The sequence below is a fragment of the Pseudaminobacter salicylatoxidans genome, from assembly GCF_003148475.1.
GTDB classification, from domain to species: domain Bacteria; phylum Pseudomonadota; class Alphaproteobacteria; order Rhizobiales; family Rhizobiaceae; genus Pseudaminobacter; species Pseudaminobacter salicylatoxidans.
In genome coordinates this window covers 51334-67035 of record NZ_QGGG01000015.1, presented here as the reverse complement: position 1 = coordinate 67035, position 15702 = coordinate 51334, and the positions used below count along the sequence as shown (strand labels likewise).

General features: G+C 62.8%; 14 protein-coding genes and 1 tRNA gene. 10 read left to right on the top strand and 5 right to left on the bottom strand.

Annotation, left to right across the window (positions count from 1 at the left end):
- Positions 1-364: 364 nt before the first annotated feature.
- Both C7441_RS18845 and ilvA read right to left on the bottom strand, forming a co-directional pair.
- Positions 365-907, bottom strand: coding sequence for a DUF1697 domain-containing protein (locus C7441_RS18845; protein WP_109614203.1), 543 nt, complete (start codon positions 905-907; stop codon positions 365-367).
- Positions 904-2160 carry a threonine ammonia-lyase IlvA gene (gene ilvA / locus C7441_RS18840; protein WP_109614202.1) on the bottom strand — a complete coding sequence of 419 codons (1257 nt, stop codon included), beginning with the start codon at positions 2158-2160 and terminating at the stop codon, positions 904-906. Before ilvA ends, C7441_RS18845 begins: the two co-directional genes overlap by 4 nt.
- 181 nt (positions 2161-2341) lie before the next feature.
- Here ilvA and C7441_RS18835 point away from each other — a divergent pair, with 181 nt between their 5' ends.
- Positions 2342-3799: a TrkH family potassium uptake protein gene (locus C7441_RS18835; protein ID WP_109614201.1), complete on the top strand. Its 1458-nt coding sequence runs from the start codon at positions 2342-2344 to the stop codon at positions 3797-3799.
- A 143-nt stretch (positions 3800-3942) separates the two neighbouring features.
- On the top strand, positions 3943-5100 hold the full coding sequence (locus tag C7441_RS18830; RefSeq protein WP_244916202.1) for an alpha/beta hydrolase: 1158 nt from the start codon (positions 3943-3945) through the stop codon (positions 5098-5100).
- A 28-nt stretch (positions 5101-5128) separates the two neighbouring features.
- Here C7441_RS18830 and ade read toward each other — a convergent pair whose 3' ends face one another.
- Positions 5129-6943 (bottom strand): adenine deaminase, encoded by a 1815-nt coding sequence (gene ade, locus C7441_RS18825; RefSeq protein WP_109614199.1) that lies wholly within the window; start codon positions 6941-6943, stop codon positions 5129-5131.
- A gap of 245 nt (positions 6944-7188) precedes the next feature.
- Here ade and C7441_RS18820 point away from each other — a divergent pair, with 245 nt between their 5' ends.
- The 3 genes from C7441_RS18820 to C7441_RS18810 all read left to right on the top strand — a co-directional run bounded on the left by C7441_RS18820 (position 7189) and on the right by C7441_RS18810 (position 9375).
- Positions 7189-8070, top strand: a complete 882-nt coding sequence (locus C7441_RS18820) for an alpha/beta fold hydrolase (RefSeq protein ID WP_170125188.1) — start codon at positions 7189-7191, stop codon at positions 8068-8070.
- Between the two features lie 59 nt (positions 8071-8129).
- Positions 8130-8214, top strand: a tRNA-Leu gene (locus C7441_RS18815).
- 60 nt (positions 8215-8274) lie between these two features.
- A complete protein-coding gene (locus C7441_RS18810; protein ID WP_109614197.1) occupies positions 8275-9375 on the top strand; it encodes an NADH:flavin oxidoreductase/NADH oxidase in 1101 nt (366 codons plus the stop codon).
- A gap of 100 nt (positions 9376-9475) precedes the next feature.
- Here the strand turns inward: C7441_RS18810 and wrbA are convergent, their stop codons facing one another.
- On the bottom strand, positions 9476-10075 hold the full coding sequence (gene wrbA / locus C7441_RS18805; RefSeq protein ID WP_109614196.1) for an NAD(P)H:quinone oxidoreductase type IV: 600 nt from the start codon (positions 10073-10075) through the stop codon (positions 9476-9478).
- Positions 10076-10257: 182 nt separating this feature from the next.
- Between wrbA and C7441_RS18800 the strand changes: the two genes are divergently transcribed.
- Entirely contained in the window at positions 10258-11007 is a 750-nt protein-coding gene (locus C7441_RS18800; protein ID WP_109614195.1) for a competence/damage-inducible protein A, read from the top strand.
- An 84-nt stretch (positions 11008-11091) separates the two neighbouring features.
- Positions 11092-11931, top strand: coding sequence for a universal stress protein (locus tag C7441_RS18795; RefSeq protein ID WP_170125187.1), 840 nt, complete (start codon positions 11092-11094; stop codon positions 11929-11931).
- A 6-nt stretch (positions 11932-11937) separates the two neighbouring features.
- Here C7441_RS18795 and C7441_RS18790 read toward each other — a convergent pair whose 3' ends face one another.
- The gene (locus C7441_RS18790; protein WP_109614239.1) at positions 11938-12558 is read right to left on the bottom strand and encodes a glutathione S-transferase family protein; all 621 of its coding nucleotides are present in this window, start codon (positions 12556-12558) and stop codon (positions 11938-11940) included.
- A 227-nt stretch (positions 12559-12785) separates the two neighbouring features.
- On the opposite strand from C7441_RS18790, the gene gpt reads away from it, so the two are divergent.
- From gpt to C7441_RS18775, 3 genes are all read left to right on the top strand, one after another.
- Entirely contained in the window at positions 12786-13283 is a 498-nt protein-coding gene (gene gpt, locus C7441_RS18785; protein ID WP_026060044.1) for a xanthine phosphoribosyltransferase, read from the top strand.
- A 213-nt stretch (positions 13284-13496) separates the two neighbouring features.
- Entirely contained in the window at positions 13497-13988 is a 492-nt protein-coding gene (locus tag C7441_RS18780) for an NUDIX hydrolase (protein WP_109614193.1), read from the top strand.
- A gap of 97 nt (positions 13989-14085) precedes the next feature.
- On the top strand, positions 14086-15621 hold the full coding sequence (locus tag C7441_RS18775) for an inorganic phosphate transporter (protein ID WP_109614192.1): 1536 nt from the start codon (positions 14086-14088) through the stop codon (positions 15619-15621).
- The last annotated feature ends 81 nt before the right edge of the window (positions 15622-15702 follow it).

Sequence of the window (15702 nt, the reverse complement as noted above, 5' to 3'; positions counted from 1 at the left end):
CGGCACGAACCGCAAAAATACGCGCGGCAAGGCGCTACCTGCCGGCGAAATGTTTTATGGAAACGACAAGGCGGCGAGCCAATTTGAAGCTCGCTCGGTTGCGCTGTCGTGCCCGCGAACCCCATGTTCGCAGGGCTTTTCCTTCGTTGACCGATCGGGTCAAGAGGAAGAAAACAGACGCAACCTGTCCCATCGATGGGGAAAGCCGGCTTTCCGGCCCAAGCGCCTATGTTGCCGCATATGGGCGATCTGGCCGCAAAAAGCAACCAGATTTATGCTGCACTGCAAAAACGTCGTTTCAGGCAGCGCGTTTTTCTGCAAGGTCGGCGACTATCTATTTCGGCATCGAACCGGTCGCAGACGACTATCGCGCGCCAGCCTGACGTGCCAGGCTCTCGAGCGCCCGAACCGTGTTCCAGTTGCGCGCCGTCGAAACGACCTTAAGCGTTCGATCGACCACGGGCGGCAACTTCGATCGGCCAAATCCGTCCGGTGCGTGGAAATAAAGCACTTTTCCGGCAACGACGATGCGCTCGCGTCCCACTGTCCTGGCGGCGAGCGCATCGACGGCTTCCTGCGCAGGCACGTCCGAGAGCATGAACGCATGCAGCGTCGTCGGCGCGTCCACCGCCTCTGGGAACGGGTTTTCAGCCACAAGCTTCGACCACGCATTAAGGGTCGCAAGCATGATGTCCTTTTCAAATCCGAACTCGCGCCTGACGATTCCGGCGATATCGGCGGCGGTTTCGGCTTCCGGCCGGTCGGAGATGAGCACGGCATTGCCGCTGTTGATGTAAGTGGCCACATTTGCGTAGCCAGCCTTTGCCAGGGCTTCCTTCAAAGGCTTTGTGGGCAGTTGCGTCGCACCGCCCACACCGCGAAAGAGCACGACATAGGTTTCGTTCATACGATGAACCCCGCCAGCGTCTCGTTGTCGGTGATGTCCTGATGGGCCCAGCCCGCTTCATGGAAACGCTTTGCCAGCACGGCGAAGTTGCGCGGGTCCTTCGTCTCGATGCCGATGAGCACCGAGCCGAAATTGCGCGCCGATTTCTTCAGATATTCGAAGCGGGTGATGTCGTCGTCGGGGCCAAGCAGGTCGAGGAAATCGCGCAGCGCGCCCGGCCGCTGTGGGAAACGGAAGACGAAATACTTCTTCAGCCCTTCGAACCGCAGCGCCCGCTCTTTCACGTCCGGTAGACGCTCGAAGTCGAAATTGCCGCCGGAAATGACAAGCACGATGGATTTTCCCCTGATTTCCTTCTTCGGAAAATCCTTCAGCGCATCGATGGTCAGCGCGCCTGCCGGCTCCAGCACCACACCCTCAATGTTGAGCATCTCGATCATGGTCGCGCAGAGTCGGTTTTCCGGCACCAGCCGTACATCGGTTTCCGAAAACTCCTTCAGATGACGGAACGGCTCACGGCCGATCTCGGCCACCGCCGCGCCATCGACGAAATTGTCGACCTGATCGAGCTTCACCCGCTTGCCGGTCCGCAATGCCTGCTTCAGGCTCGCCGCGCCGGCCGGCTCGCAAAACACGAAGCGGGAGGAGGTTCCCTCCTCGCGCAGATAACGCGTGACGCCGGCGGCAAGGCCGCCTCCGCCGATCGGGAGGAACACCATGTCGGGCGCCCTGCCCTCCGGCATCTGCGCAAGTATCTCGGCGGCCACGGTAGCCTGCCCTTCGATGATATCCTTGTGATCGAAAGGCGGCACCAGATGCGCGCCGGACGCTTCCGTGAATTCGATGGCCGCGCGATAGCAATCGTCGAAAAAGTCGCCGACGAGCCGGATTTCCACGAATTCGCCGCCGAACAGCCGCGTCTTGTCGATTTTCTGCTGCGGCGTGGTGACTGGCATGAAGACCACGCCCTTCTTGCCGAAATGACGGCAGACATAGGCAAAGCCCTGCGCGTGATTGCCGGCGGAAGCGCAAGCGAACAGTTCGGCGCGGTTACCAGCGGCCAGCGTCTTGCGGAAGAAATTGAACGCGCCCCTGATCTTGTAGGAGCGAACGGGAGAAAGGTCCTCGCGCTTCAGGAATATATGGGCGCCGGTCTTGCGCGAAAGATAGGCGTTTTGCTGCAGCGGCGTCTCGGCGAACAGTTCGTGCACGGCAACAGTTGCCCCGGCGACCCCTTCGAGAAAATTCGTCATCGCTCGTCGCTCCGTTTTCGGCTGCCACCGCTCAATGCCCATCGCGCGATCCACACGGAACTTTCGGCGGCTTTTGCACGCCTATTGCATATTCGGCCATATGACGCCACTGTCGCGACCTTGCCGCCGGATCGACACATTTTGAACGCTGGCGTCTCGACAAGTGGGGTCCCGCCTATCCGTGAATAGAACAGCCGTTCGCGCCGCGATCCATGTTGCCGCAATCTTTGCCATCTACCTCTCGGCAGCCATGCTCATCCCTGCGGTAGTTGACCTTTATTACGGCAACAACGATTGGCGCGCCTTCGGCTTTTCGGCTCTGTTCATGGGTGGCCTGGCAATGGCGGTGGCGCTGGCCACGCAAGGCCATCCACCGCAGGCGACGACGCGCTTCGGCTTCCTGCTGGTCAACCTGCTATGGTTGACGCTGGCGATCGCGGGTGCGGTGCCGTTCCTTGCCTCTTCGCTCGACATGAGCGTGACCGACGCCTTCTACGAATCGGTGTCCGGCATCACCACCACGGGTTCCACCGTCATCAACGGCCTGGACCAGGCTCCGCCGGGGTTGCTGCTGTGGCGTTCGCTGCTGAATTTCATGGGCGGCCTCGGTGTTATCGCGTTGGGCCTGTTCCTGCTGCCGTTTCTGAAGATCGGCGGCGTTTCCTATTTCAAGATCGAATCCTCGGACATCGAGGATCGTCCCTTCGAACGCTTCCAGACTTTTGCCGTCAGCCTGATCGGCATCTACACAACGCTGGTGATGCTGTGCGCGGTCTGCTACGCCGCCGCCGGAATGACCGGCTTCGATGCCATCAACCACGCAATGTCGACGCTTGCGACCGGGGGCATCTCAACCCACGATACGTCGTTCGCCCGCTATGCCAACACACCATCGGTATTGTGGATCGCCTCGCTGTTCATGTTCATCGGTGGGCTGCCGTTCTCGATCATGATCCTGATCCTCGTGCGCGGCCGTACGGATGCCCTGCGTGACCCTCAGATACGGGTGTTCGCGGGTTATTGCATCGCCTTCTCGATCCTCGTTGCGATCTATCTTCGCATCAATCTCGGCATGCCGTTCTTCAGCGCCCTGACCCATTCGACTTTCAATTTCATCTCGATCATCACGACAACCGGCTTCGCCAGCGACGACTATACCCGATGGGGGCCCTTCGCGGTCGCCTGCATGTTCGTGGCGACCTTCCTCGGCGGCTGTTCTGGCTCGACCACCGGCGGCATCAAGGCCTATCGCTTTCTGGTGCTGTTCGAACTTATGGGCAACGGCCTGCGCCGCCTCATCTACCCCAATACGGTACAGCCCGTGCGCTACGGCGACCGCACCATCGACGATGACATGCAGCGCAGCGTGGTTCTGTTCATCTCGGCCTTCTTCGTACTCTGGGCGATCACGACCATCTTGCTCTCCGCCACCGGGCTCGACCTCACGACCTCCATGACCGGCTCTCTGGCGGCACTCACCAATGTCGGCCCCGGCATGGGTGAGATCATCGGCCCCGTCGGAAACTACGCGGCGCTGCCGGATGCCTCGAAGTGGATACTCTCGGCCGCAATGCTGCTTGGCCGACTGGAAATCCTAGCCGTGTTCGTGGTGTTCACGCCAACGTTCTGGGGGCGTTGATCCGCCACCGCTCGTCGCTGTCGCCGGATGGCAACACCCGACGCTTCACGGTGGATAGGCAGTCACCCCCGGCTGGACCATCCGGGCGCGGGAAGTTATCAAACTTCCATGGGGACGGACCGGAGCGGGCGATGTTTCGAAATATGTCTGCCAGATGGTTTGGCATGGTCGCGCTGGCGCTGTTTGTCACAGGCTGCGCCGGGCAGACGCGCGAGCTGATCGCCAACCGCATCGTCGACGTTCCTGCCAACGCGATTGCCGGCGAACACGAAATCTTCATCGCCACCACACGGGCCAAGGCCGCCAACCCCAAGGAAGTGTTTTCGGGCTCTCGCTCCGCGACCGTCAGCTTCGCCGAAGTGAACATGACGGTCCCGGCGATCCACAAGACCGGCGAAATCGAACGCCGCAGTGGCGGGCAAAGCGCAGATCCGTCGAAATATTTCACCGCGCACAAGGTTACTACTTTCGACAGCGCCGGCGGCTTTTCAAAGGCGCTGCGCGAAGACATCGCCAAGCGTGGCGGACGCGCACTCGTTTTCGTGCACGGCTACAACACCTCGTTCGACAGCGCCGTCTACCGGCTGACGCAGATAGCCCACGATGCAGGATATTCCGGAACGCCGGTTCTGTTCTCCTGGGCTTCCGGCGGCCGCGTGGTCGATTATGTCTACGACAACAACAGCGCCACCGCGGCCCGTGACGCCCTGGAGCAGACCCTGCGCATGGTGGCGCAATCAGGTGCCAAGCGCATCGACATCATCGCCCACTCGATGGGCACCTGGGCGGCCATGGAAGCACTGCGCCAGCTCGCCATCACCAACGACCGCGACCTCAACGGACGGCTTGGCGACGTGGTGCTCGCCTCACCGGATATCGACGTCGACGTCTTCAAGAGCCAGATGCGGCGCTACGGCAAGCCGGACAAGCCCTTCTTCCTGTTCCTGTCCACCAACGACCGCGCGCTCGACCTGTCACGCATCATCGCGGGTAACAAACCGCGTGTCGGCGGCTATGAAAACGCCGCCGACCTGGCAACACTTGGCGTTACCGTCATCGACCTCAGCAACGCCTCCGCCGGCGACAGGCTGAACCACACGAAATTTGCGGACAATCCCGTCCTGGTCAGGCTGCTCGGGGAGAAGCTGCTCGAGGACGGGTCGCTCGGCACCGGTGAACAGGTGGGCGACCGTCTGGGCACCTTTGCCGGCGGCATCACGCAGGCCATCGGCTCGGCCGCCGAGATCGTGATCACCACACCTTTCGAGGTGCTCAACGTGGTGGTTGCGGGCGCGCGCTGAGAACCGGCGGGCGCGAAGGTGCCCCTCCTCACCCCTCGACGAACAAAGGGACCTTCTCGAACCTGGTCACGTCGATGATGCCGACATCGGAGATGCGCAGTTCGGGGATCACCACCAGCGCCAGCAGCGAGTGCTGCATGTAGGCATTGTTGAGGGTGCAACCCATGGCACGCATGGCCTCGACCAGTTTTTCCGCCTTTTCCGCCACCACTTCGGCGCGCTGGTCGGACATCAGCCCGGCGATGGGCATTTCGACCAGCGCCAGTTCCTTGCCCTTGGAGAACAGCACCACGCCGCCGCCCACTTCGCCCAGCCGGTTGGCGGCCCTTGCCATGTCGTCCTTGTTGGTGCCGACCACGATCATATGGTGGCTGTCATGCGCCACGGTTGAAGCAAGCGCGCAGTCTTCCATGTAGCCGAAACCGGAGACGAAACCGTTGGTGACGCCGCCGGTGCCGCGATGGCGTTCCACCAGCGCGATCTGGCAGACATCGTTGCGGCGATCCATGCCGACCAGTCCGTTCTCGACCGGCAGATCGGCTTCAAGCGCGCGCGTCGGCGCCTGGTTCTCAATCACGCCGATGACGCGCACGCGCACCTCATTGGCGCCGGCGGGGGCCGCGATGTCGAAATCCGCGGCTGTCAATTTCTTGCCGAGCTTCACCGTGTTCCTGGCGGTGGCAGGATAGTCATAAGCCGGGATATCCACCTCCAGCCTGCCGCCCCTGGCCAGCCGTACGCCGCGACCGTAGACTTCATCGATCTTCATCTCCGCCAGATCGGAAACGATCAGGAGATCCGCGCGGCGGCCCGGCGCGATGGAACCCAGTTCGCGCTCCAGCCGGAAATGCTGGGCAGTGTTGATGGTCGCCATCTGGATCGCCGTCACCGGCTTCAGGCCCTGCTGAATGGCGTGGCGGACGACGCGATCCATATGGCCGTCATGCACCAGCGTGCCGGAATGGCTGTCATCCGTGCAAAGGATGAAGTTGCGTGGGTCGAGCCCCTGCTCCGTGACGGCCTTGATCTGGGTTGCGACGTCATACCAGGCCGAACCGAGCCGCAGCATGGCCTTCATACCCTGCCGCACGCGGGCGACAGCATCTTCCACACGCGTGCCTTCGTGATCGTCCTCGGGGCCGCCGGCGACATAGCCGTGGAAAGGCAGGCCGAGATCGGGCGAGGCATAGTGCCCGCCAATGGTCTTGCCCGCCTTCATCGTCTCCGCGATACCGCCGACCATGACCGGATCGTTGGCGGCAACACCAGGGAAATTCATCACCTCGCCGAGCCCGATGATGTTGGGCCAGCTCATCGCCTCGGCCACATCCTCCGGCCCGAGCGAGGCGCCGGCATTTTCCAGACCCGGCGCGGACGGCACGCAGGACGGCATCTGCACATGCACGTTGACGGGCATGGCGATGGCCTCGTCATGCATCAGCCGCACGCCTTCGAGGCCGAGCACATTGGCGATCTCGTGCGGGTCGATGAACATCGAGGTCGTGCCGTGCGGGATCACCGCGCGGGCGAACTCGGTTACCGTCACCATGCCGCTTTCGACATGCATATGCGCGTCGCAAAGACCCGGAACGAGGTAGCGGCCGCCGGCATCGACCACTTTCGTGCCCTGCCCTATCGTGTGGCTCGCATCCGGTCCGCAATAGGCAAAGCGGCCGCCGACGATCGCCAGGTCGGTGCCGGCGATGATCTCGCCCGAATGCACATTGACCCAGCGGCCGTTGCGTACCACCAGATCGGCGGGCTTGCGCCCCATCGCCACGTCCACCAGCGCCGGTGCCATCTCCGCCCAGGGTTTCGGCGCGCTGAATTCCCGTCTTGCCATGATAGAACTCCCGTTTGGCCGACTGTGCCAAGCTCGCGATGATTTGACCAGCGGCCATCCGCCTGACGGAGTGGAAGCGGCCCTTGCCAGCCGGCTTCAATATATATCTATAACCGTCCGGATTTGCGTGTGTAATTGCCTTCATATTCGCCATTGCTTCATCATATGGCCAAAGCTTCCCAGCGATTGCCGTTGATATTCTCCGGGCGAAGGCCACTTGACCGCAGCATCGAACCGAGGCGGACATGCGCACTCTATGGACTGCAATGGCATTTCAACTGCTTATCGTGATGATAGCGCTTCCGGCATTTGCGAGCGAGCCATGGAAGACATTACCGGAGCCCGGCCGGATGCAACCAGCCGACGCTAGCGGCTTTGCCGCCGTAAACGGCATCGAGATGTATTATGCGGTCTATGGCGCCGGCGAACCCGTGCTGCTTATCCACGGCGGCCTCAGCAATGCCGATGTCTGGTCGCGCCAAGTGGCGGTTCTTTCGAAGAGCTACAAGGTCATTGTTGCAGACAGCCGCGGCCATGGCCGCTCCACGCGCGGCGACCAGCCCCTGAGCTACGACCTGATGGCTGCCGACTACCTGGCCCTGCTCGATTACCTGAAAATCGACAAATGTGCGTTGGTCGGCTGGAGCGACGGCGGCGTGATCGGCCTCGACATAGCCATGAAGCATCCCGAGAGGCTCACCCGAGTTTATGTGCAGGGAGCGCATACGGATGCGAGCGCGGTCTCGACCAGCGCCTTCCTGAACTGGAACTTCGCGGCATTCTTCGTTCGCGCCTGGGGCGATTATATCCGCTTGTCCCCCACGCCCTGGCGGCTTCCGCTGTTTGTGGCCGAACTCAACAGCATGTGGGCTAACGATCCGCATTGGAGCGCCGCGCAACTGGCAGGCATCCGCGTGCCGACAACCATCGTGGCTGCGGATCATGACCGTTCCGTCAAGCGCAAGCACACAGAATACATGGCCGCGACCATTCCCGGCGCAAAGCTTGTTATCCTGCCCGGCGTCGATCATTTCGCACTTCTGCAGGACCCGGATGGCTTCAACAGGTCGGTGCTGGATTTCCTCAAAACCGGTTCGAAGGAAACCACCAAGCAGGCCTCCCCCTGAACGAAACGCCGCTGCCGGGGCTTGCAATCTCGCGCGCCATGATTACCAGTGTCGCCAGCGCGGACGTGGCGAAATGGTATACGCAGCAGACTTAAAATCTGCCGACCTCTGGTCTTGCGGGTTCAAGTCCCGCCGTCCGCACCACCCAATCAGCGGGCAGCCCGGCCTCTCCCGCCCCGCTGCCTGCCACTTCGCGGAGTTGGCATGACGGTAAACCTCTTTTCTCCCATCACGCTCGGCAATCTCGACTTCCCCAATCGCATCGCGGTCGCACCGATGTGCCAATATTCGGCCGATGACGGCTCGGCCACCGACTGGCACCTGCAGCACTGGATGAATCTTGCAATGTCGGGCGCTGGCATGGTGACCGTCGAGATGACGGATGTCGAGCGACGCGGCCGCATCACCCATGGTTGCCTCGGCCTCTATTCGGATCACAACGAGGGCGCCGCCAAACGCACACTCGACGCCGCCCGCCGCGTGGCTGCGCCGGGCACGAAATTCGGCGTCCAACTCGCCCATGCCGGCCGCAAAGCCGCCAACCGCCGGCCCTGGGAGGGTGGCGACGCCCTCGGGCCAACCGAGGACCCGTGGCCGATCGTTTCGGCATCGGCAATCGCCTTCGATGAGGGCTGGCAGGTGCCACAGGCGCTGGACGAGGCAGGCATCGAGCGCATCGTTGCGCTTTTTGCCGAGTCGGCGCAGCGTGCGCTACGCGCCGGCTTCGATTTCATCGAACTGCATTCGGCACATGGCTATCTGCTGCACCAGTTCCTCTCGCCGCTCTCCAACAAGCGCACCGACAAATGGGGCGGTTCACTGGAAAACCGCATGCGCTTTCCGGTTGCCGTCGCCAGAGCGGTGCGCGAGGCCGCGCCCGAACTGATGATGGGCGCACGCATGTCGGTGACCGACTGGGTCGATGGCGGCTTCACGGTCGAGGACGCCGTTGAAGTCGCACGCGCCTACAAGGAAGCGGGCGCCGCCTACATTTGCTGTTCCAGCGGCGGCAACTCACCGCTCCAGAAGATTCCGACCGGTCCGGGTTATCAGGTGCATCTGGCGACAGCCGTGCGCGAGGGCGCGGGCATCGCAACACGTGCGGTGGGGCTGATCGACGACGCCCGTCAGGCTGACGGCATCATCCGCGAGAACAAGGCCGATATGGTGGCCGTGGCACGCGCACTCATTGCCGATCCGCGCTGGCCATGGCGCGCGGCAGCCACGCTGGGCCACGAATTCCATCCGGCCCCGCAGCTTCTGCGCGGCGAACCGTTCATGCGGCATTGGACCCGGAAATCCTGATAAGCGATTGTTTCCAGGTAGTTTTTCGTCACCATGACCTGAATGCGAAACGGGCGGCTCCATCAGGAGCCGCCCGCAATCATATGTGCTGCTGAAACAATCAGCCGTGCAGCTTGGCGGTGATCTCGGCTACGCGACGGCCCTGGAACTTCGCGCCTTCCAGTTCCTGTGCGGAAGGCTGGCGCGAGCCGTCGCCATCGGTGGTGGTGGTCATGCCGTAAGGCGCGCCGCCGCGCACCACATCATTGCCCATCTGCCCCTGATAGGCGTAGGACAGCGGCACGATGATCATGCCGTGATGCTGCATGTGGGTCTGGACGTTGACGAGCGCCAGTTCCGCGCCGCCGTGCTGTGTGGCGGTGGAAACCATGGCCGACCCGACCTTGTTAACCAGCGCTCCCCTTGCCCAGAGCGGCCCGGTCTGATCGAGGAAGTTCTTCATCTGGGCTGCCATGGTTCCGTAGCGGGTGGCGGTGCCGATGATGATGGCGTCGTAGTTCTCAAGCTCCAGCGGCTCGGCAATCGGTGCCTCCTGGTCGAGCTTGTAGTGGGCGGCCTTGGCGACGGTATCGGGGACGAGTTCCGGCACGCGCTTGACGGTCACGTCCGCGCCGGCCTCGCGCGCGCCTTGCGCGGCGGCCCTGGCCATCTGCTCCATGTGCCCCCAACTCGAATAATAAAGAACCAAAACTTTTGCCATTGCGTGTCTCCTGTATCGACAATTCCGTCGCGGTATTGAGCCGCGCTGAGCGAGGTGTACCGGCTGAACCGTTCATTGAAAATTCCGAAGTTGCCGACGGATCGTTCACCGTTTGCGTACCATTGCCGGCTGCCCTCGCCTCGGGTTATGTGACGTGGACAGCCACAGACCGGAGCCGTGCCATGACCGAAATCGTCACCGCCGCAATGATCATCATCGGTGACGAAATCCTGTCGGGGCGCACCAAGGACCGCAATATCGGCCACCTCGCCGACGTCATGACCGCGGTCGGCATCGACCTGAAGGAAGTACGTATCGTTCCTGACGAGGAAGACGAGATCGTGACCGCGGTGAACGCGCTTCGCGCGCGTTACACCTACGTCTTCACCACCGGCGGCATCGGTCCCACCCATGACGACATCACCGCCGATTCCGTCTCCAGGGCTTTCGGCGTGCCGTGCGAATACGATGCCAAGGCCTATGCGATGCTGGAGGCCAATTACGCCAGCCGCAGCATGGAATTCACCGACGCGCGCAAGCGCATGGCGCGCATGCCGCGCGGCGCCGGGCATATCGACAATCCCGTATCCATGGCGCCGGGCTTCCACATCGGGAATGTCTATGTGATGGCCGGTGTGCCGTCGATCTTCCAGGCAATGCTCGACAATGTCGTGCCGACATTGAAGACCGGCGCGAAGCTGCTGTCGGCAACCATAGAGTGCCCGTTCGGCGAAGGGGTGATCGGCGGGCCGCTGGCGGAAATCCAGAAACGCCATCCCGACACCATTATCGGCTCCTACCCGAAATATCTGGACGGCACCTTCCGCACCGAACTGGTCGTGCGTGCCCGCTCGGCGGAAGCGCTGGCGGCAGCGCGCAGCGAAGTCGCGACCATGGTGGCGGGCATAAAGGCAATCGCAAAGCCGGACTGATCCTTGCCGCAGGATGTTCGTGCGGAACCTCAAAGCTTGTGCTAGAGTTTTGCCACCGGAACCTGAATGTTCACGGAGGCCGCAATGCCGTTCAAGACGATCGTCGCCATCATCCAGAGCAAGGACGATGCCGAGCGGGTGCTGGACTGCGCCATCCCCCTGACGACCCGATTCCAGGGGCACTTGATAGGCGTGCATGCCGAGGCTCTTCCCGTCGCCTACACATCCGCCGTAGGTTTTCCCGATACCGAATTCCTGCAGGCGACCGCCGAGGTCAACAAGGAGCGCGCCGAAGCCCTGCAGGCGGATTTCCGCAGGCGCATAAGGGATGCCAACGTCTCCTATGAATGGCGCAGCCTGGAATGTTTTTCCGGCGACAGCGCCCATTCGGGCATAGCCAGCGCGCGCTGCGCCGACCTGGCGATTGCCGCGCAACGCAACCCGCATGCGGATTCGACCGCGACTGCCGATGTCGACGCCCTGCTGTTCGAATCCGGGCGCCCCGTGCTGATCGTGCCCCATGCGGGCCCTTCGCTGAGCAGCTATCGCAATGTGTTGATTGCATGGAACGGCAGCCGCGAGGCGGCGCGCGCGGCATTCGACGCCCTGCCCCTGTTGATGGAGGCGGACCATGTCGAGGTCTTCGTCATCGACCCGCCGGAGGATGCCGAATACGATTCCGAGGCCTCCGGCGAGGAAATCGCCACCGCGCTCGCCCGGCACGGGGTGAATATCAATGTCGCGGCCGAGACGTCCAATGGCCGTTCCATCGACCAGATCCTGCAGCAACGCATCGCGGCGCGCGGCGCCGACCTGCTGGTGCTGGGCGCCTACAGCCATTCATGGTTGCGGCAACTCCTGTTCGGAGGCGTCACCCGCACCGTTCTCCAGTCGATGCCTGTCGCCACCTTCATGTCGCGCTGAACCGTTTCACGTCAGCGGGATCATCACCGTCTTCTGGTAGACCGGGCGTGCGGCCAGCCGGTCGTACCACGCCCGCAGATGCGGCAGGTCGGACCGCCCGATCGGCATCTCGAACCATGCATAGGTGAAGCCGCCCAGCGGGATATCGCCCATGCCGAATTGTCCGCCTGAAAGATATGGCTGCCCCGCCAATGCGTCATCGACGATCGAAAACAGCCGCGAACAGGCGGCAAGCCCCTTTTCCACGGCCACCACGTCGCGTTTGTCGGGCGACAGGCGCACCATGTTCCAGAACACGTCGCGGAACGGCGCCGCCAGCGAGGACGTCGTCCAGTCCATCCACTTGTCGGCGCTCGCACGCGCCTGCGGATCGACAGCCCAAAGCCCGCCTTCGCCATATCGGGCCGCCAGATAGCGCACGATGGCATTGGATTCCCACAAGACGAAATCGCCATCCTGAATACACGGCACGAGGCCATTCGGGTTCATGGCGCGATAGGCCGGCTCATCGACCACACCGAAGGCACCGCCGGCATTGATGTGCTTGTAAGCCAGCCCGAGTTCCTCGGCGCACCACAGCACCTTCTTCACATTGTTGGAATTTCCGCGGCCCCAGATCTTGAGCATGTCACACCTCGCTTGGAGCACGCCGGGCGACACCTCGCCCGCCTTCCAATCAATGGCACAGATCACACATGAACAGACCGCGCAAGTCCGGCTGCACCGGGCTGAGACATGGCTTTTCACGACGCCGAAAGCAGCAGAAAGACTTGCCAAATGACGGTCTTTCCGGCTAATTGCGCCCGCATTCCCCAATCAATGCGCCGCAGCGCGCCAGCGGAGTGCCGAGCTTCATGTCCCTTCCCGAAAAAGCGTTCCCCGTCTCCTGGGACCAGTTCCATCGCGATGCCCGCGCCCTTGCCTGGCGGCTCGCCGGCGTCAACGGACAATGGCGGGCGATCGTCTGCATCACGCGCGGCGGCCTGGTGCCGGCAGCCGTCATTTCGCGCGAGCTGGGTATCCGCCTGATCGAGACGGTCTGCGTGGCCTCCTATCACGACTACACCTCGCAGGGGCAGTTGCAGGTTCTCAAGGAAATCAACCCTGCCCTGCTGGAGGGCGAAGGCGAAGGCGTGCTGATCGTCGATGACCTCACCGACACCGGCAAGACCGCCGCAATCGTGCGGGCGATGATGCCCAAGGCGCATTTCGCCACCATCTATGCCAAGCCCAAGGGGCGCCCGCTGGTCGATACCTTCGTCACCGAAGTGTCGCAGGACACCTGGATCTACTTCCCCTGGGACATGGGCTTCACCTACCAGAAGCCGATCTCGGACGACCGCGGCAGCTGACCCCAGCCACCGCAACGGCGGCTGGCAAGAGCTGCCCGAAGAGCCTATATGAAGGGGCAGCGCCATGCGCTGCCCCTTTTTCCGTACAGACAGAGAGACAGCGCCCGAACATCGTCGGGATTATGTGTTTTTTTACTTTTATTACACGTAATTAACCCTGATATTCGTGAGACGGCAAACGAATCGGAGATACCCCGGGAAAGATCAGAACGAATGCTCTTCAGCCACTCCACGCGCAATCGACTTGCCGAGCAGGTGCGGCGTCTCTTCGGGGGCATGCCGAGCCGTGTGCAGGTGGCTGCGCTGCCGTGGCGGGAGCGTGCCGGGCAGATCGAGATCATGCTCATCACCAGCCGCGACACCGGCCGCTGGGTGCTGCCGAAGGGCTGGCCGGAGGGCAGAGAAGAGCTTTTTGAAAGCGCCGCGCGTGAAGCCGCCGAGGAGGCGGGCATTTCCGGCGTCATGTCGCGTGTGTCCGAGGGCAGCTATTTTTACGGCAAGGTGCTGTCGTCGGGCATGGCCCGCCGCTGCGAGGTACGCGTTTTTCCCATGGAAGTGCGCGAGACGGCAGCCGACTGGCCCGAGAGCCATGAACGCCGGCGCGAATGGTTTTCCGCCGCGCGCGCCGCCACGCTGGTGCGTGAACCCGATCTCGGCGAGATCATCGCGGACTTCGGTCAGCGGCGTCATAAAAACGCTGCCTGATGCCGTTCAGGCTGTTCGGCATGCGTGACTTCACTGATATCCTCCTTCTCTCTGCGGCTGGATTTTCCGGCCCGCGCCTTGCAGTGCTGATGCGGCCATGAGCGACGGTTCGCGCGGCAAGCATACGGTGGACAAGGATTTGGGTCGGCTCGCCAATATCGAGGAAGCCACCGGCTTCGTGACGCGCGGTCTGGTGGCGCCGGGCCTGGCGCTGGTCTTCCTCGTGCTGGCCTCGGTGCTGGCCTCCTACCATATGCTGGGCGAGCCGCGCGCGCTCGTCGTCGTCGTGGGCGCGGCGATCGGCGCCTATCTGGCGCTGAATATCGGCGCCAACGACGTCGCCAACAATGTCGGCCCGGCGGTGGGTGCAAACGCCATGACCATGACCAGCGCGCTGGCAATGGCGGCGATCTTCGAGATCGTCGGCGCGCTGGTGGCCGGCGACACGGTCGTCACCACCATTTCCAACGAAATCGTGCCGCCGGCTGCGGTTTCCGACCCCGCGCTGCTGATCAGGCTCATGCTTGCGGCGCTGATTTCCTCGGCGCTGTGGATCAATTTCTCCACCTGGATCGGCGCGCCCGTTTCGACCACGCATGCGGTGGTGGGCGGCGTCGTGGGCGGCGGCGCGGCGGCAATGGGGCTCGGCGCCGTCAACTGGCTGTCGGTCGGCACGATCGCGCTGAACTGGCTCGTCACACCGCTTCTCGGCGCGGCCCTCGCCATCGGCTTCCAGGCCTTCGTGAAGACCTTCATCATCTATCAGGACGACAAGATCGCGGCCGGCCGCCGCTGGATACCGGTGCTGATTGCGCTGATGACCGGATGCTTCGCCGCCTATCTCGTGTCCCGGCTTGCGACGGACAGTGGCTGGCAGGCAAGGATGCTCGCCGGCATCGGCTGCTTTGCGCTAGCATGGCTCGCATCGCACCGCTTCATCCGGCGCCAGTCCGAAGGCATGGACAATCGCACCCGTTCGCTGCGGCACCTGTTCCGCCTTCCGCTGATCGGCGCTGCCGCACTGCTGTCTTTCGCACATGGCGCAAACGACCTGGCCAACGCCATCGGCCCGCTCGCGGCCATCGTCCATGCGTCGCGGCTGGCGCAGGTCGCCGATGTGGTCGAAATCCCGCTCTGGGTGATGATGATCGGAGCGTTCGGTATTTCCTGCGGTGTGCTGCTCTACGGGCCGAAGCTCATCCGCATCGTCGGCAGCGAAATCACCAAGCTCAACCCCATGCGGGCCTATTCGGTGGCGCTGGCGGTTGCCGTCATCGTCTTGGCGGCCTCATGGTTGGGGCTTCCGGTCAGTTCGACCCATATCGCCGTGGGCGCTGTATTCGGCGTCGGTTTCTTCCGTGAATGGTACAACACCCATTCCCGCCATCGCCACGCTTATCTGGAGCGTAAACAGGCGCGCAAGCGCGGCAGGCGCAAGGTGCTGGCGGAGGCCGACGACGAGGACGATTCGGATGAGAATCCGCGCAAGCAACCTTCCGCGGAGGAGATCAAGCGACGCAAGCTGGTTCGCCGCGCGCATCTCATAACCATCCTGACGGCCTGGGCGACGACGGTGCCGGCATCCGCCTTGCTCGCCGCGATGGTGTTCTTCACGTTGGGTATATTTTCCTAAATCGGCCGACCCGACCACTCCGGCAACTGCCAGGCAATTTTTTTGCCGGCTGCCTGTCCCCGTTATCCACACAAGTGACAC